19 protein-coding genes and 1 riboswitch are annotated in these 19834 nt (G+C 70.8%); of the genes, 14 read left to right on the top strand and 5 right to left on the bottom strand.

All coding sequences use genetic code 11. The features are described from left to right. The first annotated feature begins 8 nt into the window (after positions 1 to 8). The 8 genes from cmk (at position 9) to V5F68_RS02665 (ending at position 9520) form a co-directional block, all read left to right on the top strand. Positions 9 to 665, top strand: a complete 657-nt coding sequence (gene cmk / locus V5F68_RS02700) for a (d)CMP kinase (RefSeq protein WP_394014801.1) — start codon at positions 9 to 11, stop codon at positions 663 to 665. Positions 666 to 707: 42 nt separating this feature from the next. Continuing rightward, positions 708 to 940: riboswitch (cobalamin riboswitch) on the top strand. A 19-nt stretch (positions 941 to 959) separates the two neighbouring features. Continuing rightward, complete coding sequence (locus V5F68_RS02695) at positions 960 to 1505, top strand: DUF1636 family protein (protein WP_394014591.1); 546 nt, start codon at positions 960 to 962, stop codon at positions 1503 to 1505. Beyond that, positions 1502 to 2560, top strand: coding sequence for a cobalamin biosynthesis protein CobW (gene cobW / locus V5F68_RS02690; RefSeq protein WP_394014592.1), 1059 nt, complete (start codon positions 1502 to 1504; stop codon positions 2558 to 2560). Before V5F68_RS02695 ends, cobW begins: the two co-directional genes overlap by 4 nt. Positions 2561 to 2579: 19 nt before the next feature. After that, positions 2580 to 6029 (top strand): cobaltochelatase subunit CobN, encoded by a 3450-nt coding sequence (cobN, locus tag V5F68_RS02685; protein WP_394014593.1) that lies wholly within the window; start codon positions 2580 to 2582, stop codon positions 6027 to 6029. Next, entirely contained in the window at positions 6026 to 7405 is a 1380-nt protein-coding gene (gene cobG, locus V5F68_RS02680) for a precorrin-3B synthase (protein ID WP_394014594.1), read from the top strand. The genes cobN and cobG overlap by 4 nt, the downstream gene beginning before the upstream one ends. Continuing rightward, positions 7405 to 8040 carry a precorrin-8X methylmutase gene (locus V5F68_RS02675; RefSeq protein ID WP_394014595.1) on the top strand — a complete coding sequence of 212 codons (636 nt, stop codon included), beginning with the start codon at positions 7405 to 7407 and terminating at the stop codon, positions 8038 to 8040. Before cobG ends, V5F68_RS02675 begins: the two co-directional genes overlap by 1 nt. Next, complete coding sequence (locus V5F68_RS02670; RefSeq protein ID WP_394014596.1) at positions 8037 to 8762, top strand: precorrin-2 C(20)-methyltransferase; 726 nt, start codon at positions 8037 to 8039, stop codon at positions 8760 to 8762. The genes V5F68_RS02675 and V5F68_RS02670 overlap by 4 nt, the downstream gene beginning before the upstream one ends. Next, positions 8759 to 9520 (top strand): precorrin-3B C(17)-methyltransferase, encoded by a 762-nt coding sequence (locus V5F68_RS02665; RefSeq protein ID WP_394014597.1) that lies wholly within the window; start codon positions 8759 to 8761, stop codon positions 9518 to 9520. The genes V5F68_RS02670 and V5F68_RS02665 overlap by 4 nt, the downstream gene beginning before the upstream one ends. Here the strand turns inward: V5F68_RS02665 and V5F68_RS02660 are convergent. Further along, the gene (locus V5F68_RS02660) at positions 9487 to 10260 is read right to left on the bottom strand and encodes a cobalt-precorrin-6A reductase (protein WP_394014598.1); all 774 of its coding nucleotides are present in this window, start codon (positions 10258 to 10260) and stop codon (positions 9487 to 9489) included. The genes V5F68_RS02665 and V5F68_RS02660 overlap by 34 nt on opposite strands. Here V5F68_RS02660 and cbiE point away from each other — a divergent pair. The 3 genes from cbiE to cobM are packed head-to-tail and all read left to right on the top strand — an operon-like array spanning position 10259 to position 12695. Beyond that, positions 10259 to 11554, top strand: a complete 1296-nt coding sequence (gene cbiE / locus V5F68_RS02655; protein ID WP_394014599.1) for a precorrin-6y C5,15-methyltransferase (decarboxylating) subunit CbiE — start codon at positions 10259 to 10261, stop codon at positions 11552 to 11554. The two genes, V5F68_RS02660 and cbiE, sit on opposite strands and share 2 nt — an antisense overlap. Next, positions 11551 to 11937, top strand: a complete 387-nt coding sequence (locus V5F68_RS02650; RefSeq protein WP_394014600.1) for a cobalamin biosynthesis protein — start codon at positions 11551 to 11553, stop codon at positions 11935 to 11937. The genes cbiE and V5F68_RS02650 overlap by 4 nt, the downstream gene beginning before the upstream one ends. After that, positions 11934 to 12695 carry a precorrin-4 C(11)-methyltransferase gene (gene cobM / locus V5F68_RS02645; protein ID WP_394014601.1) on the top strand — a complete coding sequence of 254 codons (762 nt, stop codon included), beginning with the start codon at positions 11934 to 11936 and terminating at the stop codon, positions 12693 to 12695. The genes V5F68_RS02650 and cobM overlap by 4 nt, the downstream gene beginning before the upstream one ends. 3 nt (positions 12696 to 12698) lie before the next feature. Here the strand turns inward: cobM and V5F68_RS02640 are convergent, their stop codons facing one another. Then, positions 12699 to 13859: a cobalt-precorrin-5B (C(1))-methyltransferase gene (locus V5F68_RS02640; RefSeq protein WP_394014602.1), complete on the bottom strand. Its 1161-nt coding sequence runs from the start codon at positions 13857 to 13859 to the stop codon at positions 12699 to 12701. A 111-nt stretch (positions 13860 to 13970) separates the two neighbouring features. Between V5F68_RS02640 and hisS the strand changes: the two genes are divergently transcribed. Then, positions 13971 to 15488 (top strand): histidine--tRNA ligase, encoded by a 1518-nt coding sequence (hisS, locus tag V5F68_RS02635; protein WP_394014603.1) that lies wholly within the window; start codon positions 13971 to 13973, stop codon positions 15486 to 15488. 91 nt (positions 15489 to 15579) lie between these two features. Here the strand turns inward: hisS and V5F68_RS02630 are convergent, their stop codons facing one another. Beyond that, entirely contained in the window at positions 15580 to 16473 is an 894-nt protein-coding gene (locus tag V5F68_RS02630) for a DMT family transporter (protein WP_394014604.1), read from the bottom strand. Positions 16474 to 16906: 433 nt separating this feature from the next. Between V5F68_RS02630 and V5F68_RS02625 the strand changes: the two genes are divergently transcribed. Both V5F68_RS02625 and V5F68_RS02620 read left to right on the top strand, forming a co-directional pair. Further along, positions 16907 to 17119: a Trm112 family protein gene (locus V5F68_RS02625; RefSeq protein WP_348847190.1), complete on the top strand. Its 213-nt coding sequence runs from the start codon at positions 16907 to 16909 to the stop codon at positions 17117 to 17119. Positions 17120 to 17125: 6 nt separating this feature from the next. Beyond that, a complete protein-coding gene (locus V5F68_RS02620) occupies positions 17126 to 18094 on the top strand; it encodes an alpha/beta hydrolase family protein (RefSeq protein ID WP_394014605.1) in 969 nt (322 codons plus the stop codon). Between the two features lie 72 nt (positions 18095 to 18166). Here the strand turns inward: V5F68_RS02620 and V5F68_RS02615 are convergent, their stop codons facing one another. Both V5F68_RS02615 and V5F68_RS02610 read right to left on the bottom strand, forming a co-directional pair. Beyond that, on the bottom strand, positions 18167 to 19057 hold the full coding sequence (locus V5F68_RS02615; RefSeq protein WP_394014802.1) for a methylated-DNA--[protein]-cysteine S-methyltransferase: 891 nt from the start codon (positions 19055 to 19057) through the stop codon (positions 18167 to 18169). Positions 19058 to 19165: 108 nt separating this feature from the next. Beyond that, positions 19166 to 19687 carry a DUF2244 domain-containing protein gene (locus tag V5F68_RS02610; RefSeq protein ID WP_394014606.1) on the bottom strand — a complete coding sequence of 174 codons (522 nt, stop codon included), beginning with the start codon at positions 19685 to 19687 and terminating at the stop codon, positions 19166 to 19168. Positions 19688 to 19834: the final 147 nt, after the last annotated feature.

Raw genomic sequence — 19834 nt, 5'->3', positions numbered from 1 at the left:
GCGATACGATGATCATCGCCATCGACGGGCCGGCTGCGTCCGGCAAGGGGACCCTCGGCCGCAAGATCGCGGCGACCCTCGGCCTGCCCCACCTCGATACCGGCCTGCTCTATCGGGCGGTGGCGGCGCGCTGTGTCGCCGACGGCACGCTGGACGACGAGATGGCGAGCGCCGAAGCCGCGCGCACCCTCGACCTGCGCACCCTGGACGCGGAAACGCTGCGCACGGGCGCGCTGGGCGAGGCGGCCTCCGTGGTCGCGGCCCGCCCGGTCGTGCGCGGCGCCCTGCTGGAGTTGCAGCGCCGCTTCGCGGACCAGCCCGGCGGCGCCGTGCTGGACGGGCGCGACATCGGCACGGTGATCTGCCCCAATGCGCCGGTAAAGCTGTTCGTCACCGCCTCGGCGGACGTACGCGCCACCCGCCGGCATCGCGAACTGCTGGAGCGCGCAAGCGAGGTCGCCTTCGAAGACGTGCTGGCCGACATCCGCAAGCGCGACGAGCGCGATTCGCATCGCGCCGCAGCGCCGCTGGTGATGGCGCAGGACGCAGTGCTGCTGGACACCACGCATCTCGGCATCGACGAGGTGCTGGCCGCCGCCCTGAAGATCATCGCCGCCAAGACCGCAGCGGCAGGTGCTGGGGCGGACCCGTCCCAGCACGGCTGAGGCATGACGTGCCGCTTCATTGACTTCGCGTCGGAGCGGTTCTTAAGTGTCGGCGTCGATGGTCCCGGTTCGGGCGGCTTGCCGCTTCCGCCGGGTGAAAAGGGAATGCGGTCGCGCCTGGATTTTCCCGGCGATAGCCGCAGCTGCCCCCGCAACTGTAGGCGGTGAGTTCCGGCCGAAAAGCCACTGGGAGAAGGGCCTTGCGCCGCTTCCGGGAAGGCGGCCGCGAACGGCGATCCGCGAGCCAGGAGACCTGCCACCGACAAGAACGCGCGCCGGGCGGGGTGCCCTGGCATGGCGATTCTTCCTGTGGCACGCGGTTGCGGGCCGCGCGCACCCATGGAAAGCGGCGTGGAGCGACCTTCCAACGACGATGCGCCTTTCGCGGCGGGCGACACGACGCCGCGCACCCCCGCGCCCGCCGATGGGCCGGCACGGGATTCCCTGCGGGTCGCCAGCGTTCCGGCCGTGACCCTGTTCGTGTGCACCACCTGCAAGCTCACCGGCGCAGACTCGGATGCGCCACCCGCCGGCGCCGCGCTGGCGCGGCAGGCCCTGGATGCCTTTGCGCGGACCCCCGACGCCGCCATCGCCGTGAAGGAGGTGCGCTGCCTCTCCAATTGCAAGCGCGCCCTCTCCGCCGCGCTGGTGCGCACCGGCGGCTGGTCCTACGTGTTCGGAGATCTTTCGCCCGACAGCGCCGCCGACCTCCTAACCGGTGCCGCGCTCTTCGCCACCTCCACCGACGGCATCCTGCCCTGGCGCGGGCGCCCCGACAGCCTCAAGCGCGGCATGATTGCCCGCATCCCTCCCATGAGCTTTTCCGAGGACCAGCGATGACCTCTCTCGCCCGCATCCCCTGCACCATCGTCACCGGCTTCCTCGGCGCGGGGAAGACCACCCTGATCCGCAACATCCTCGAAAATGCCCAGGGCAAGCGCTTGGCGGTGATCGTCAACGAGTTCGGCGACGTGGGCATCGATGGCGAGATCCTGAAGGGCTGCGGCATCGAGAGCTGCCCGGAGGACAATATCGTTGAGCTCGCCAACGGCTGCCTGTGCTGCACGGTGGCGGACGATTTCGTGCCGGCCCTGGACCTCATCCTCTCCCGCACGCCGCGCGTGGACCACATCCTCATCGAGACCTCCGGCCTTGCCTTGCCCAAGCCCCTGGTGCAAGCGTTCCAGTGGCCGGCCATCAAGAGCCGCGTGACGGTGGACGGCGTGGTGGCGGTGGTGGACGGCCCGGCACTCGCCGCCGGCCGCGTCGCGGACGACCTCGAAGCGCTCGCCGCCCAGCGCGCCGCCGATGACAACCTCGACCATGACGACCCGGTGGAAGAAGTGTTCGAGGACCAGATCGCCTGCGCCGACCTGATCATCCTCTCCAAGTCGGACCTGCTGGACGCGGCCGGCGCCGAAATCGCCGACGCGCGCATCGCGAAGGCCCTGCCGCGCGCCGTGAAGGTGGTGCGCGCCGCCGGAGGCAAGGTGGACGCAGCGGTGCTGCTCGGCCTCGGCATCGGCACGGAGGACGAGATCGACGCCCGCCGCACCCATCATGACGACGAGCTGGACCACGACCACGACGATTTCGACAGCTTCATCGTCCGCCTGCCGGAGATCACCGATCCCGCCGCTTTGGCGGCCCGCGTCGCCCGTGCCGCCGAAACGCCGGACGTGCTGCGGGTGAAGGGGTTCGTCCCGGTCGCCGGCAAGCCGCTGCGGCTGCTGGTGCAGGGCGTGGGCACGCGCATCTCCCACCAGTTCGACCGGCCCTGGCGCGCGGAAGAGCCGCGCACCGGCGCCCTGGTGGTGATCGGCCTGAAGGGCTTCGATCGCGCAGCGGTGGAGCGCGCATTGCTGGCCGAGGAACCGGCGGCGCTTTCCGCTTGATCGTGGGCTAAGCTTTCCCATGCACCTGCTCGCGAGCACGTCCGCAACCATCGAGGATCTGGCAGAGCCCATCGACCTGCGCCAGCCGCCCGGTGACGTGCTCGCGCTCTCGTTCACCGACAGCGACCTGCTGGCGCTTTCCGCCGCCTGGCGGCAGGACCGCGCATGCCTGCCGAGCCTGCGGCTGGCGCGGCTGAAGGACCTGCGCCATCCCATGTCCGTGGACCTGTGGATCGACAAGGCGGCGCGCCACGCCAAGGTGATCTTGGTGCGCCAGTTGGGCGGGCTCGACTGGTGGCGCTATGGCGCCGAGCGGCTGGCGGAGCTTGCCCGCGCGCGCGGCATCGCGCTCGCTCTGCTGCCGGGCGAGGACCAGGACGACCCCCGCCTCGCCGCGCTCTCCACCGTGCCGCCGGAAGAATTGGCCGCATGGCTCGGCTATTTCCGCCAGGGCGGCCCGGGCAATATGCGGGCGCTGCTGGAAGATGTGGCCCGCGTGGTGCGGGGGGAAACCGGCGCCGCGATCCTCGCGCCGAAGCCCGTGCCGCCCGCGAGCTTCTACTTTCCGGGCAAGGGCGCGGTGGATCTGGCGGGCGTGCTACGCAACGCTTCGCTTGCGCCTCAAGATCTCGTTCCCCCTCCCCCGCCCTCCCCCGCAACCGGGAGAGGGAGCGCGGTGGCGCCTGAGCCGCGCGACGTTCCGGCCGCGCCGAGCCCCTGCCCCCGTGCCATCATCCTGTTCTATCGCTCCATATGGCTTGCGGCCGATCTTGCGCCGATCGACGATCTCTGCGCCGCGCTCGAGGCACGCGGCATCGTGCCGGTGCCGCTGTTTCTTACCAGCCTGAAGGACCCGATCTCTCGCGCCTTCGTGCGCGATGCCATCGCCGCGATCGCTCCGGACCTGATCCTCACCGCCACCGCCTTCGCGGCAGGGGAAGCGGAGGATATCTTTCCGGCCGGCGGCCCGCCGGTGCTCCAGATCATCCCCGCTACCACCGCCCGGGAGGCATGGGCGAAAAGCCCGCGCGGCCTCGCCGCCGCAGACCTTGCCATGCACGTGGTGCTGCCGGAGCTGGACGGGCGGGTGCTCGCCGGCGCCATCTCCTTCAAGGACATGGCCGCCCCCGATGCGGACCTCGCCTTCTCCGCCGCCATCAATCGCGCGGAGCCGCAGGCGATCGCCCACGTGGCGGCGCGCGCCGCCGCCCTCGTCCGCCTTGCCCGCACATCCCGTGCGGAGCGGCGCATCGCCATGCTGATGCCGGACTATCCCGGCGCCCCCGGCCGCACCGGCTATGCGGTGGGCCTCGACGTGCCGGAAAGCGTGCGGCGCCTGCTGGAGACACTGGCGGACGCGGGTTACGACGCGGGAGCGGCGCCCGCCGATTCAAAAGCCCTGCTGGACCGGATCGGCACCGCCGAGGCCCTGCCGCTCGCTGACTATCATCGCCTGTTCGCCGCCCTCCCCGAGCCCGTCCGCGCCGCGATCACAGCCGCCTGGGGTCGGCCGGAGGACGACCGAGACGTGCAGGGCGACGCCTTCCATTTCCGCTGCGCCCGCTTCGGCCATGTCACGGTGGCCCTCGCACCCGATCGCGGCGCCTCGCTCGACCGGCGGGCGGACTATCACGATCCCGCGCTGCCGCCGCGCCATGGCCTGCTGGCTTTCGGCCTGTGGCTGCGGCACGGGCTCGATGCCCATGCCCTGGTCCATATGGGCGCACACGGCACGTTGGAATGGCTGCCCGGCAAGGCGGTCGCACTCACGCCGGACTGCTTCCCGCAGGCGGTTCTGGGCGCGCTTCCGGTGGTCTATCCCTTCATTGTCTCCAATCCCGGCGAGGCCGCGCAGGCGAAGCGCCGCATCGCGGCGGTGACGCTCGGCCATCTGCCGCCGCCCCTCACCGGCGCGGGGCTCACCGAAGCCGAACAGCGTCTGGAACGCCTCGTGGATGAATATGCCGAGGCCGACGGCCTCGACCCGCGCCGCCGCGACCGCCTCGCCCGGCTGATCGTGGAGAGCGCGGGGGAAACCGGGCTTTCGGTGCAGGCCGGCGTCGATGGCGCCACCGACCCCAACGAGGCCTTGCGCCGCATCGACGCCTGGCTGTGCGACGTGAAGGACATGCAGGTGAAGGACGGCCTGCACATCTATGGCGCCGCAGACGGCGATCCCGCACGAGCGCCCAGCGCAGAGGGCGAGCGCGCGGCGCTGCTCGCGGCATTGGACGGCCGGCATGTGAGCGCCGGCCCGGCGGGCGCCCCGGCGCGCGGGCGGCGCGACGTGCTGCCCACCGGGCGTAATCTTTACACAGCCGATCCGCGCCACCTGCCCACCCCCACCGCTCTCGACCTCGGCCGCCTCGCCGCCGACGAGGTGGTGCGCGCCTTCCTCCAGGAGAATGGCGACTATCCCCGTGCCGTGGTGATCGACCTGTGGGGCAGCGCCACCTTGCGCACGGGGGGCGAGGAGATCGCTCAGGGGCTGCATCTCATGGGCTGCCGCCCCGTGTGGGACCACGCCAGCGGCCGCGTCACCGGTATCGAGGTGCTGCCGCCCGCGAGCATCGGCCGCCCGCGCGTGGATGTGAGCTGGCGCGTCTCCGGCCTGTTCCGCGATATCTTCCCGGCCCAATTGGCCTTGCTGGATGCCGCCGCCCGCGCGGTCGCGGCACGGGAGGAGGAGGAAAGCGAAAATCCGCTCGCAGCCCTGGTGCGGTCCGGCAGCGACGTCGCCCGCGTGTTCGGCTCCGCGCCGGGCGCCTATGGCGCCGGCATCGAGGACGCCCTGGCCCGCGGCGCGTTTGGCGATCGCAGCGAACTCGGCGCGGCTTATCTTGCCGCCGCCTCGCATGTCTATGACGGGCCGCAGGGCGCGGCCCGCCCGGCCGCCGGCGCCTTCGCCGCCCAGGTGGCGCGGGCCGACGCGCTGTTGCACACGGCGGACGATCCCGCGCGCGACCTGCTGGACGGGGCCGAGGACGGGGCCTTCATGGGTGGCTTCGCCGCCGCCGCCGCACTGCTCGGCAAGGCGGTGGATCTGGTGGTGCTGGACACCAGTGATCCCGAGAAACCCAAGGCCCGCCCCTTGAAGGATGTGCTGGCGCGCATCGTCCATGGACGGGTCTCCGCCGCCTTCATCGCCGGGCAGATGCGGCACGGGCCGCGTGGCGCCGCCGAACTGACCGAGACCGTGGACCGGCTGGTCGCCTTCGCCGAGACCACCCATCAGGTGCCGTCGCATCTGCTGGATCAACTGCACGCGGCCTATCTGCAGGACGAGGCCGTATGCGCCTTCCTGCTGCGCGAAAACCCACAGGCGGCGGAGGCGATGGCGCGCCGCTTCGAGGATGCCCGCCGGCGCGGCCTGTGGCATGCGCGGCGCAACGATCTCGACGCGGATCTGGCTGCCCTGCGTGCGGAAGCACGCGACGTCGCAACCCAGCGCGCGGAGGCTGCGGAATGAATGCACTCTCCCGCCGGCGCGGCGCCTGCCCGGCGCTGAGCGCGCCCATGGAGACCGGCGACGGGCTTCTCGTGCGTCTGGTGCCGGCCGACGGCATCTTCGCTCCCCGGGCTCTGGTGGGGCTCGCGCACGCGGCGCAGGCGTTCGGCAACGGCATATTGGAAGTGACCGCGCGCGGCAGCCTGCAGATCCGCGGCCTGACGGACGAAAGCGTCGGCCCGTTGAACGATGCGGTGACGGCGCTCGGACTGGTGCCGCGCGAGGGGCTGGCCATCGACGCGTCCCCGCTCGCCGGCATCGACGCCACGGAGATCGACGACGCCCGCGCCCTGGCGCGGGAGATCGGCGCGGCGGTTGCGGCCGCCGGCCTGCTGCCGGGGCTCGGGCCGAAGGTTTCGGTGGTGATCGACGGCGGCGGTGCCTGCCCACTCGACGCCTCCAAAGCCGACGTGCGGCTGTTGGCCGTTGGTAGCGAAGCCGGCGTGGCGTGGCGTATCGCACTGGCTGGCGATGCGGCGGCCGCACGGCCTCTGGGCGCATGGCGTGCGCGGGAGGCGGTCGCGGCCGTGGTCGGCCTGCTCGGACGCATCGCCGCACTCGGGCGCGCGGCACGAATGGACGATGTCTTGCGCGGAGGAGGAACGCCCTTCGCAGGCCTGGATCCGACGCTTCTGGCTGGCCCGGCTGCTTTCCCCCTCCCCGAAACCCGCCACGGCCCGCTATATCTGCACCCGCTCGCCGACGGCACCTTCGCGCGCGGCATCGGCCTGCCGTTCGGCGCCCTGGAGGCCAGATCTTTCATCGCTTTGATTGATGCCGCCGAGGCCGCCGGCGCGCGGGAAATCCGCCTCGCCCCCGGCCGCTCCCTTCTGGCCGTGGGCCTGACGCTGGGCGGCGCAACCCGCCTGGAACAGGCCGCCACGACCCTCGGCCTGCTCACCGATCCGGCTGATCCGCGTGGCTTCATCGCCGCCTGCCCCGGCGCGCCGGCCTGCGCCTCCGGCCGGTTGGCGGCCCGCGCACTCGCCCCGCAGGTGGCGCGGGCTCTTGCACCGCTGCTCGACGGCTCGTTCGAGGTGCATGTCTCCGGCTGCGCCAAGGGCTGCGCCCATCCCGCGCCCGCCGCCTTGACCCTGATGGGACGCGAAATCGCGCCCGCGACCGGCTTGCCCTCACCGGAGGCGCCGACGCTAGACTTTCCCATCGCCCTCGTGCGAGAGGGCAAGGCGGACGGGGCGGCGCAGGCCACGCTTTCGCCCGCTGCTCTCGTCCCCGTCCTCACCCGCCTCGCCGCGCCGGGCCGCCATCCCGGCGAAACCGGGGCGCAGGCCCTGTCCCGCCTGCTCGCGCAGGCTTTTCTGGAGCGTTCCGCCTGATGGCTGCCGGGTTCGATTATGTGCGCGATGGCACCGCCATTTACGAGCGCTCCTTCGCCATCATCCGCGCCGAGGCGGACCTCTCGCGCTTCAGCGAAGCCGAGGCCGACCTCACCGTGCGCATGATCCATGCCTGCGGGCTGGTCGAGGCGGCGCGCGATTTCGTCTTCGGCCCGAGGTTCGTGGAGGCCGCGCGCGGGGCGCTCAAAGCCGGCGCGCCGATCCTGTGCGATGCGCAGATGGTGGCCCATGGGGTCACCCGCGCCCGCCTGCCGGCGCATAATCCCGTGCTGTGCACCTTGCGCGAACCTCAGGTGCCGGAATTGGCGGAGCGGCTCGGCACCACCCGGTCCGCCGCCGCGCTGGAATTGTGGCGGCCACACCTTTCGGGCGCGGTAGTGGCCATCGGAAATGCGCCGACCGCTTTGTTCCATCTCCTGGAAATGCTGGATGCGGGCGCGCCGCGCCCGGCCGCCATCCTCGGCATGCCGGTGGGCTTCGTGGGCGCGGCCGAATCCAAGGATGCGCTGGCGGAAAACCCGCGCGGCATCCCCTTTGCCATCGTGCGCGGACGGCTCGGCGGCAGCGCCATCACCGCCGCCGCTCTGAATTCGCTTGCGAGGGCCGGCCTGTGACGGGACGTTTGATCGGTGTCGGCGTCGGGCCCGGAGACCCGGAGCTCATCACGCTGAAGGCGGTGCGCGCGCTGGGCGCAGCGGACGTGATCGCGCATTTCGCCAAGGCCGGAAATTCCAGCCATGCCCGCGCCATCGCCAGTGCACATTTCGCCGAAGGGGCGGAAGAAGTGCCGCTGCTCTATCCCGTGACGACGGAAATTCATCATCGGCACGAAGCCTATCGCAGCGCCATCACCGCCTTCTACGATGCCTCCGCCGCGGCGCTCGCCGAACGGCTGATGGCGGGGCAGACGGTGGCCGTGCTCAGCGAGGGCGACCCGCTGTTCTACGGCTCCTACATGCACCTGCATGTACGCCTCGCCCATCGCTTCCCCACGCAGGTCATCGCCGGTGTCACCGGCATGTCCGGCTGCTGGTCCACGGTGGGTGCGCCCATCGCCCAGGGCGAGGACGTGCTCATGGTGCTGCCCGGCACGCTGGACGAAGACGCGCTGATGCTGCGTCTCGCCCAGGCCGATGCCGCCGTGATCATGAAGGTGGGCCGCAACCTGCCGAAGATCCGCCGCGCTCTGGAGCGCGCCGGCCGGCTGGAGCGCGCCATCTATGTGGAGCGCGGCACCATGGAGGGTTGCACCCATATTCCGCTCGCCACGCGCGACGATGCGCGCGCGCCCTATTTCGCCATCGTCCTGGTGCCGGGCTGGGAGGGCGCGGCGTGAGGGGGCATCTTTGGGTCGTCGGCCTCGGCCCGGGGTCGCCCGAGCAGGTGACACCCCAGGCCCGTGCCGCGCTCGACGCCGCCGATGAGGTCTTCGGCTACGGGCCCTATCTCGCCCGCGTGCCGGAGAAGCCCGGCCAATTGCGCCACGCCACCGACAATCGCGAAGAACTGAGCCGCGCCGGCGCGGCGCTGGAGCGGGCGGCGGCAGGGGCGCGGGTGGCCATGGTCTCGGGCGGCGATCCCGGCGTGTTCGCCATGGCGGCGGCAGTGTGCGAGGCGATCGAGCACGGCCCGCCTCACTGGCGCGCGGTGGAGGTGGAGATGGTGCCCGGCCTCACCGCCATGCTGGCCGTGGCGGCCCGCATCGGCGCCCCGCTGGGACACGATTTCTGCGCCATTTCCCTGTCCGACAATCTCAAGCCCTGGCCGCTTGTGGAATCGCGCCTGAGGGCGGCGGCCGAGGCCGGCTTCGTGATTGCGCTCTATAATCCCATCAGCCGCGCGCGGCCCTGGCAGTTGGATGCGGCTTTCGACCTGCTGCGCGGCGTCATAGCGCCCAGTGTGCCGGTGATCTTCGGGCGCGCGGCGGGCCGGCCGGACGAGCGCATCGTCCTCTCCTCCCTCGCTGAGTCGAAAGGGGAACAGGCGGACATGGCGACCTGCGTCCTCATCGGCACGCAAGAGACGCGGATCGTGGAGCGGCCGGGCTTGTCCCCATTGGTCTATTCCCCCCGCTCCGTGCGGTCCCCGGGATGAAGACGGGCGTCCAGCCACGCCAGTGCCGCGTCTGCATCGCTCACGCGCGGAACGTCCGGCAGCGGCGGACGGCGCAGCATCACAACTTCGATGCCGAGCGCCCGGGCGGCGGCGATCTTGCCATAGGTGGCGGTGCCCCCGGAATTCTTGGCGACAATGGCGTCGATGCCGTGGCGCGCAAGGAGAGCGCGATCGTCGGCTTCCGCGAACGGTCCGCGCGCCAGCACATATTCGGCATCCGGCACGGCCAGCGGCGGGTCGATGGGATCGACACTGCGCACGAGATAGGCATGCTGGGGCGCGGCCTCGAAGGCGCGCACCTCGTTGCGGCCGAGCGCCAGGAACACCCGGCGCGGCGCCATGCCGAGCGCCTCCACCGCCGCCGCCACATCCTCAACCTCGCGCCAGCGATCGCCCGCCTGCGCCTCCCAGGCCGGGCGACCGAGGGCGAGAAGCGGCACGCCGGTCGCCGCGCAGGCCAAAGCGGCATTGCGCGAGATGTTGGCGGCATAGGGATGGGTGGCGTCGATCACCGCGCATGTCCCGTGGGCGCGCAGGAAATCCGCCAAGCCCTCGGCGCCGCCGAAGCCGCCGCTGCGCACCGGCACCGGCTGGGGCGCGGGATTTTCGGTGCGTCCCGCAAGGGAGAGCAACACGCTAAGATCGGCGCGGTCGGCGAATCGCGCCGCCAGTTGCCGGGCATCGCGGGTGCCGCCCAGAATGAGTACGGGGCGCCTCATGGCTGAAGTGCAGGACGCGGACGAAACATCGGGCAAGGCCACCGGCGCCGGAGGAACGGAGCCGGAGACTGCCGCACCCGCCCCCTGGCTGTCCATCGTCGGCATCGGCGAGGACGGGCTGGATGGCCTTTCGCCTGCCGCCCGCGCGCGCATTGAACAGGCACAGATGGTCTTCGGCGGCGCGCGGCATCTCGCTCTGGCGACGGAGGCCGTCACGGGTGCGGCGCATCCCTGGCCGAGCCCGTTTGCCGAAGGCGTGGCGCAGGTGCTCGCCGCGCGGGGAAAGACCGTGTGCGTGCTCGCCTCGGGCGATCCGTTCCTGCATGGCGTCGGCGCCACCCTCGCGCGCCATGTTCCGGCCCGCGAGATGCACGTCATTCCCGCCCCCTCCGCCTTCAGCCTCGCGGCGGCGCGGCTCGGCTGGGCGTTGGCCGACGTGGCGCAGGTGTCGCTGCATGGGCGCGAGATCGGCCGCATCCGCCCGTTCCTGCATCCCGGCTGCCGCATTCTCGTGCTCACTTCGGACGAGAGCGGCCCACCCGACCTCGCTGCCCTGCTGGCGGGGCTCGGCTTCGGCGCCTCGCGCCTCACCGTGCTCGAAGCGCTGGGCGGCCCGCGCGAACGCATCCGCACTACGCAGGCCCATGATTTCGCCCTTCCCGGTATCGACCCGCTCAATGTCCTCGCCATCGAGGTTCAGGGCACGGGCGCTGTGCTGACCCGCGCCAGCGGGTTGGACGACGCTTTGTTCGAACATGACGGGCAGATCACCAAGCGCGAGATCCGCGCGATGACCCTCTCCGCGCTCGCGCCGCGCAAGGGGGAATTGCTGTGGGATGTGGGCGGCGGCTCCGGCTCCATTGCCATCGAATGGCTGCTGGCGGACCCCTCGCTCACGGCCATCACGATCGAATCGCACGCCGGGCGCGCGGCGCGCATCGCACGCAATGCCGAGGCGCTCGGCGTGCCCCATCTGCGCATCGTGGAGGGCACGGCGCCCGGCGCGCTGGCCGATCTGCCGGCGCCGGACGCCATCTTCCTCGGGGGCGGGGCGAGCGAGGACGGCGTGGTGGCAGCGGCGGAAGCGGCGCTCAAGCCCGGGGGGCGGCTGGTGGCGAACGGCGTGACGCTGGAAACCGAAGCGGTGCTGCTTGCGTTGCATGCGCGGCTCGGGGGTGATCTGCTGCGCCTCGCCCTATCGCGGGCGGAGCCCATCAAGGGCATGACGGGCTGGCGCCCGGCCATGCCCATCACCCAATGGCGCTGGATGAAGCCAGGAAGGGACGCGCAATGATCGTCGCCGGCATCGGCAGCCGCCGTGGCGCCTCGGCGGAGGAAGTGATCTCCGCCATCGACGGTGCGCTGGAGCGCGCGGACCTCGGGCGGGCCGACCTCGGCGCCGTGGCGACCCCGGCCGTGAAGGGCGGGGAAGTGGGCATCTCCCAGGCGGCGGCCGAACTCGGCCTGCCCTTGGTGCTGGTGCCCCAGGGCCAGCTTGAGGCCATGGCGGAACGGGCGCAGACCCATTCCGAGCGCGTGGTCGCTTTGCTGCGCGTGCCCTCGGCTGCGGAGACGGCAGCACTCGCCGCCGCCGGGCTCGGCGCCCAATTGCTCGGCCCGCGCCTCGCCCTAGGTCCGGTCACCTGCGCCCTCGCGCGCAGCGGAGAAGCCGCGTGACCGTTCATTTCATCGGCGCCGGACCCGGCGCCGCGGACCTCATCACGGTGCGCGGGCGCGATCTGCTGGCGCGCTGCCCGGTGTGCCTCTATGCCGGCTCCATCGTCGCGCCGGATCTGCTCGCCTATTGCCCGCCCGGCGCGCGCCTCATCGACACCGCCCCGCTCGATCTCGACCGCATCGAACAGGAATATGTGCGCGCCCATGCGGCGGGGCAGGATGTGGCGCGGCTGCATTCGGGCGATCTTTCGGTCTATAGCGCGGTGGCCGAGCAGATCCGCCGGCTGGAACGTCACGGCATTCCCTATACCCTCACCCCCGGCGTGCCGGCGTTTGCCGCCGCCGCCGCCGCGCTCGGGCGCGAACTGACCGTGCCGGAGGTGGCGCAGAGCCTCGTCATCACCCGCATTTCCGGCCGCGCCTCGGCCATGCCGCCGCGCGAGACCCTGGCCGCCTTCGCGGCCACCGGAGCGACGTTGGCGATCCACCTCGCCATCCACGGCCTGGAGCGGGTCGCGGGCGAACTCATCCCGTTCTACGGTGCCGATTGCCCGGTGGCGGTGGTGGCGAAGGCGAGCTGGCCGGACGAACGCTTGGTGCGCGGCACGCTGGCCGACATCGCCGCAAAGATCGCCGCCGACCCCATCGAACGCATGGCGCTGATCCTGGTGGGACCGGCGCTCGGCGCGCGCGATTTCCGCGAGAGCGCACTCTACGACGTCGATTACGTGCGCCGCTTCCGGGGCATGGAGGGATAGGGCTCAGCCCTTGCCCGCCGGTGCAAACGGCGCGCGGCCCATGAACGCGCCGGCGCGGTCGAACACCAGGATTTCCAAAGCCACATCCGCCCGCCCCAGCGCCGCCGCCGCAGTGGTCCAGGCGCGCACGGCTACCAGATCGCCGAGCGCGAGCCCCTCCGCCGTCGCATGCTGAAAGGCTTCCGCTACCGTATTGGCGGCGCGGATGCGCGCGGCGAGCCCGGCCGAGCCGCCCGCCTCTTCGGCAAGGCGTGCGAGGGCTTCCAGATCCGGCGCGCCGCGCTTGGAATGCAGGTCCAGCAGCCCTTGCGCGAGCTTGGTCATCTTGGCGACGCCACCCGCGACCGTGACCTTGGCCACGGGATGGGCGCGCAGATATTTCAGCATGCCGCCGACGAAATCACCCATGTCGATCAGCGCCACCTCGTCGAGGCCGTGAAATTTCCGCGCCGCCGCCTCGGAGGCCGCTCCCGTCGCCCCCGCCACATGGTCCAGCCCCATGGCGCGAGCGACATCGATGCCGCGATGGATGGAATGGATCCAGGCCGAGCAGGAGAACGGGATGACGATGCCCGTCGTCCCCAGAACCGAGAGCCCGCCGAGGATGCCGAGGCGGGGATTGAGCGTTTTCAGCGCCAGTTCGGCGCCGTGCTCGATGGAAATCTCCACCTCCGCATCCGCACCGATGCCGTGCGCCACCGCCACTTCCGCGATGCCCTGCGCGATCATGGCGCGCGGCACGGGATTGATGGCGGGTTCTCCGGGCGGGATCGGCAGGCCGGGCCGCGTCACCGTGCCGACCCCCTCACCGGCGCGAAACACGATGCCAGCACCCAGGGGTAGGCGGCGCACCCGCGCCTTCACCAGTGCGCCGTGGGTGACGTCGGGATCGTCCCCCGCATCCTTCACGATGCCGGCCAGGGCGCTGTCCCCGTCGCGCGCCTGCACCGCCAGCGCAAAAGCCGGGCGGGCGCCGGAGGGCAGTTCCACCTCCACCGGATCGGGAAAATCCCCGCCCGCGAGTGCCGCGAACGCCGCCTTGGCGGCGCCGGCCGCGCATGTGCCCGTGGTCCAGCCGCGCTTCAACGGCCGGTCGGGCGGCAGATCGAAATCGGCACCGTCGGGACCGGCGGCGTCGGGGTCGGACGCGGAGGGATCGCTCATGGCCCTTTCATACGTCCCACGCGGGGCTGCGTCACGGGGCGCCCGCTTGCCGCCTCCGCCCGCCTCCTCTAAGACGCGGCCTTCCGCACAAGAACAACAGGCGCATTTCCCATGTCCACGCAGAGCAACAAGCCGAAGGCCCGGCTGCCGCGCGGCCTCGTCGACCGTCACGGCGCCGAGCTGACCGCGACACGCGCCATGCTGGACAAGATCCGCGCCGTCTATGAGCTGTACGGCTTCGACGCGCTGGAAACCCCGGCGATCGAATATACCGACGCGCTCGGCAAGTTCCTGCCCGACCAGGACCGGCCGAACGAGGGCGTGTTCTCGTTCCAGGACGATGACGAGCAGTGGCTCTCCCTCCGCTACGATCTCACCGCTCCGCTCGCCCGCCACGTGGCCGAGCATTTCGACGCCTTGCCCAAGCCGTTCCGCTCCTATCGCGCGGGCTTTGTGTTCCGCAATGAGAAGCCCGGTCCGGGGCGGTTCCGCCAGTTCATGCAGTTCGACGCCGATACGGTGGGCGCGCCCTCGGTCTCGGCCGATGCGGAAATCTGCATGATGGCCGCCGACACGCTGGAAGCGGTGGGCATCGCGCGCGGGGATTACGTCATCAAGGTCAACAACCGCAAGGTTTTGGACGGCGTGCTGGAGGCCATCGGCCTCGGCGGCGATGAGAATGCCGGGCGTCGGCTCACCGTGCTGCGGGCCATCGACAAGCTGGACAAGATCGGCGTCGACGGCGTGCGCGACCTGCTGGGCGCGGGCCGCTGGGAAAACCCGGAGGCCAAGAGCGGCGACTTCACCAAGGGCGCAGGGCTTGCGGCCGAGGCCATCGATAAGGTGCTGGCCTTCGTCAATGCCGGCACGGGTGTCGAGGGCCTCGCCCGGCTCGTGGACGTGGTGGGGGAGAATGCCGCCGGCCGCGCCGGCGTCGAGGAGTTGCAGCTCATCGCTGCCCTGGTGGCGGCGGCCGGCTATGACGACGGCCGCATCCTCATCGATCCCTCCGTCGTGCGCGGCCTCGAATATTATACCGGCCCGGTCTACGAGGCCGAGCTGACCTTCCAGGTGAAGGACGAGGACGGCCGCCCGGTGCGGTTCGGCTCGGTGGCGGGCGGCGGGCGCTATGACGGGCTCGTGGCGCGCTTTAGGGGCGAGGCGGTGCCGGCCACCGGCTTTTCCATCGGCGTCTCGCGCCTGCTCCATGCGTTGGCCCATCTCGGCAAGATGGATGCGGAGCCGGAAATCGGCCCCGTGGTGGTGCTGGTGATGGACAAGCAACCCGAGCGCATCGCCGATTACATGAAGATGGTCTCGGACCTGCGGGCGAACGGCATCCGCGCGGAAATGTATCTCGGCGGCGGCGGCATGAAGGCGCAGATGAAATATGCCGACAAGCGCAATGCGCCGGCGGTCATCATCCAGGGCTCGAACGAGAAGGAAGCCGGCGAGGTCCAGGTGAAGGATCTCGTGGAAGGCGCGAAGATCGCCGCCGGCATCGCCGACAATGCGGAATATCGCGCCGCCCGCCCGGCCCAGTTCGCGGTGAAGGAAGAGGAATTGGTGGAGGCCATTCGCGGCGTGCTGGAACGCCGCGCTGCGCCGTCTCTCGGCCTCGCGGACTGAAGCGCACCTTCCCTCACCCCAACCCTCTCCCGCAAGCGGGAGAGGGGGCAAGCCCGCTCCGGCGCGGCCGGCGCGGGCAGCGAGCAGATGCCTAAGGCGCCACCGCCGCCCGGCGCACCTTGGTGCCGCGCCCGAGCGCCACGATGCCCACCACGGCCGCCGCAAACAGCACGGTCTCCAATTCCGGCGCCTCGCCATTGATCGGCCAAGCCAGGCCGACGGTCACGAAGGTTTGCAGCAATTGCACCTGCGAGACCCGCGAGATGCCGCCCATGGCAAGGCCCGCATTCCAGAAGAAGAAGCCGATGAACTGGCTCATGACCGCCACATAGCCGAGCCCCGCCCAGGCAAGCGCGGGTGCAGCCGCCACATTGGCGGGAAAGGTCAGAAGGGTGAGCGGGATGGTGAGCGGCAGGGCCAGGACCAGGGCCCAGGAAATCACCTCCCACGCCTCCATGTGGCGCGCCAACCGGGCGCTGATCGGATAGCCGATGCCGCAGGCCACCACCGAGAGCACCAGCAGCGTATCGCCGAAGCCGAACCGGCCGGCGCCGCCGTTGCGCAAGGCGAACGCCACCACCACCCCCGCTCCGAGCAGGCTGAGTAGAATGAAGGCGCGGCTTGGCCGCTCTCCGGCCAACGCCGCCGCCCCGGCGACGGTCGCCAGCGGCAGCAGGCCAAGCACAACGCCAGCATGGGCCACGGGAACGGTGGCGGTGGCGGTGCCCATGAGCAAGGGAAAAGCGAAGATCAGGCTGGCCACCACCACCAGCAGATCGCGCAGCACGCCGGGCGCGCGGGGAAGGGAGCGCGCGCGCAGCATCAGCAGCGGCGCCGCCAGCAGGCCGGCCATGGCCGCGCGTGCGAAGGTGACGAAAGCGGGATCAAAACCGGTCAGGGCGAGGCGCGTCGCCGGCAGGGTTGCGCCGAAGATCACCACCCCGACGAAGCCGAGGAAAAGTCCGAGAGGAACGCGCGACGCCATGGAACCTGCACCAAAACGCACCGGCCTTGCGGAAAGCGCGAACGCGCAAACACGCGCCGCCAGGGCGGCCGATTCCTGCTGCGCCTGGGCACCGCCGCGTCGGGCCGGCTGAAGGTCCGGGGTTCCGTTCTAGTCTTGGGTTGGGCGGGCGAATAGCAAAAGGATGCGATGCCTCCCATCACTTCTGGTGACACACGCACGCCGCTTATCACACCCGCGCGCGCCAATAATGGGCCGCGAAAGCCTGCGGGGAAGCGGCTTTGCCCTGTCATATCTTGGACTTGACCATGCGCTATGAGATCGATGCCGGCAAAATTCTTCATGGACGTGTGCGCCGCAACAGCTACACTTGGGCCCGGTAAAGTGCAGTGCCGCATTCGGTCGGGGGGACCATCCTCGGATGGCAGATCGGCGGCCTTCAAGGGGATGTTCGATGACGCAGCCGCAGCGACCGGGCCACGAGGTGGACCCCAAGCTTCTGGAAATCCTGGTCTGCCCGCTGACCAAGGCGCCGCTTTCTTATGACCGCGCCCGCCAGGAACTGGTGTCGCGCGCGGCCAAGCTGGCGTTCCCGATCCGCGACGGCATCCCCATCATGCTGGCCGACGAAGCCCGCCGCCTCACCGAATCCGAGCTCAACGGCTGACCTAACGTGATCAGCCGCCGCGCGCTCCTGGCAGCGGGCGCATGTGGCCTGCTGCTGACCGGCTCCCGGCGCCTGGGTGCCGCTCCCGCCTTCGAGGTGGAAGAACACTCCTGGTCGCTGGGCGGGCTGAGCGGAACCCTGGCGATGGCCCGCGATGGCCGCGCCGCCGGGCCCGCCATCCTGCTTCTGCCGGGCTCCGGCCCGCTGGATCGCGACGGCAACGGACCGTCCATCGCAACGGACCTCTATCGCCAGCTGGCGCTCGGACTCGCGGGGGCCGGCTACCGGGTGCTGCGCTACGACAAGCGCGGGGTGGGTGGCAGCCGCGATCTTGTGGCGCGCGAAGAGGATCTGCGCTTCGACCAATATGTGGACGACAGTGTCGGCGCGCTGCACGCGCTCGCCGCGCGGGTGGACGTCTCCAGCCTCATCGTGATCGGCCATAGCGAAGGCGCGAGCGTCGCGACGCGCAGCGCCGCACGGGTGCCGGTGGCAGGGCTGGTGCTGCTGGCCGGTGCCGGGCGGCCGCTGGCGGATATCCTGCACGACCAGTTCGTGGCCATGAACCTCACCGATTCCATGCTGGACGAGGCGCTGAGCATCCTGCGCACGGTGGCGGCCGGCGGCCGGGTGTTCCAGGTGCCCCCGGCGCTGCGCATGGCGTTCCGGCCCTCGGTTCAACCCTTCCTGGCCTCGGAATGCGCGGTGGACCCGGCGCACGACCTCGCCCGCGTACGCACGCCGACCCTGCTGGTTCAGGGCTTGCGCGACCTTCAGGTGAACGGACAGGATCTCGCCGCCCTGCGGCGCGGGCGGCCGGACGCCGAAGTGGTCACGCTGGCCGACGCCAACCACATGTTCAAGGTCGCGCCGGAGGACCGGGCAGCGAATTTCGCCCTTTACAAGAACCGCGCCGCGCCGCTGCACCCGGGGGTGCTCCCGGCGCTGGTGCGGTTCATCGAGACCCAAGCCTGAGTCGAGGCCCAGGCCGCGGCGCGCGGGACGCTTTTTGAAAAAGCAGGCGCAGGCCGGAGGCGACCCCGCCCCTCAGCCTTCCACCTTTCCCGCTTCCCAGCCGAGTATGGCGCGCTTGCGCGTCAGGCCCCAGTGATAGCCGGTGAGATCGCCATTCTTGCCCAGCACCCGGTGGCAGGGCACCACGAAGCTGATGGGATTCTTGCCCACCGCCGCGCCCACCGCCCGCGCCGCCTTGGGGCTGCCCACCCGGTCGGCGATGGTGGAATAGGTGGTGGCTCGGCCCATGGGAATGCGCAGCAGCGTTTCCCACACCCGCACTTCGAAATCCGTGCCGATGAAGACGATGCGCAGCGGCTGGTCCTCTCGGCAGGCGGCGGGGTCGAATATGCAGCGCACCAACGGCGCGGTCGCCGCCGGCTCCTCCACGAAACGGGCATTGGGCCAACGGGCCGACATGTCGGCGAGGGCCGAGCGCTCCTCGCCGGCATCAGCGAAGGCAAGTCCGCACAGGCCGCGCGGGGTCGCCATGGCGAGCGCGAGGCCGAACGGCGAGGGATGGAAGCCGTAGCGGATCACGAGACCCGCTCCGCCGGTCTTCCATTCTCCCGGCGACATGGCCTCGTGCACCACGAACAGATCGTGCAGCCGGCCGGGGCCGGACAAGCCCAGTTCCAGCGCGGCGTCGAGCACATTGCCGCTCTGCGCCAGCACCTGCCGGGCGCGGTCGAGCGTGACGGCTTGCAGGAACGCCTTGGGCGTGAGGCCGCACCAGCGGCGGAAGACTTCGGTCAGCGCGCGGCTGGTGACGCCGGCGGCGCGGGCGATCTCCTCCACCTCCGGCTGCTGGCGCATGTGGGTGGTAACGTAGGCGACCGCACGGCGCACCACGTCATAATCGGCGGCGGCGATGTCCAGCTCGTTGGCGGGGGTCAATGGAGCAAAGCCAGCCACCGGGGGCAGCGTCAGCGTGGGGGAATCGTGCAGCAGCACGGGCGTGGCTCCTTCTAAGGATCGAGGCGCCATATCACCAGCTTTTGTCATGGGCGCCCACCCGATTTCCCCGGAGGATCAGAACACCGTGCGGGTCACGCCGCGCTTCACTTCCAGCAGGGCGGCGTTGAGATCATCCGCCAGTTCCCCCTTCTGCACCGGGCCGAGATGGATTCCCACGGGCGTGTGATGCCCGCGCGAAACCAGCGCCATGTCGATGGTGCCGAATTCCTCCACCTCCCGCCGCCACAGGCGGGTGAAGAACGGATTCATCCGGAAATCGCGGGCCTCGCCACGTGCCGGTAGGTGGCGCACCTGGATCAGGCTCGGCGTGACGCGGATGTATTCGCGCGCAGAGGCGGAGCGGAAATTAGCGCGGAAGGCAAAATAGATCAGCGCCACGTCGAGGCCGAAGAAACCGAAAATCGGCCAAGCGCCCATGGCCAGGAACATGGCGCCGCAAACGAAGCTGATGCTGCCCACGCCCAACATCAGCAGCAGAAAGCCGCGCTGCGACAGCGAGCGGTGCGGCGCCATGGTGGCGGCGAACACCGTCGGTTCCCCATCGTCAGGGAAAGGCAGGTCATTGGCCTTCGTCATGGGTGGGATTATAGGGACAAAATGGCGCGAAAAACCACATCTCCCCGAGCCGGCTCTCAACTTGTCGCGACGCCCACGGGGTCTGCAGAGACTCGCCCGGCGCCCGCGGCGAAGAACTCCCCTCAGACCACGGCACCGGGAAAAACA

The sequence above is a fragment of the Roseixanthobacter pseudopolyaromaticivorans genome (assembly GCF_043195145.2).
GTDB lineage: Bacteria > Pseudomonadota > Alphaproteobacteria > Rhizobiales > Xanthobacteraceae > NCEH01.
The sequence above is the reverse complement of the archived record's forward strand: the minus strand, read 5'-3'. Positions and strand labels throughout refer to the sequence as shown.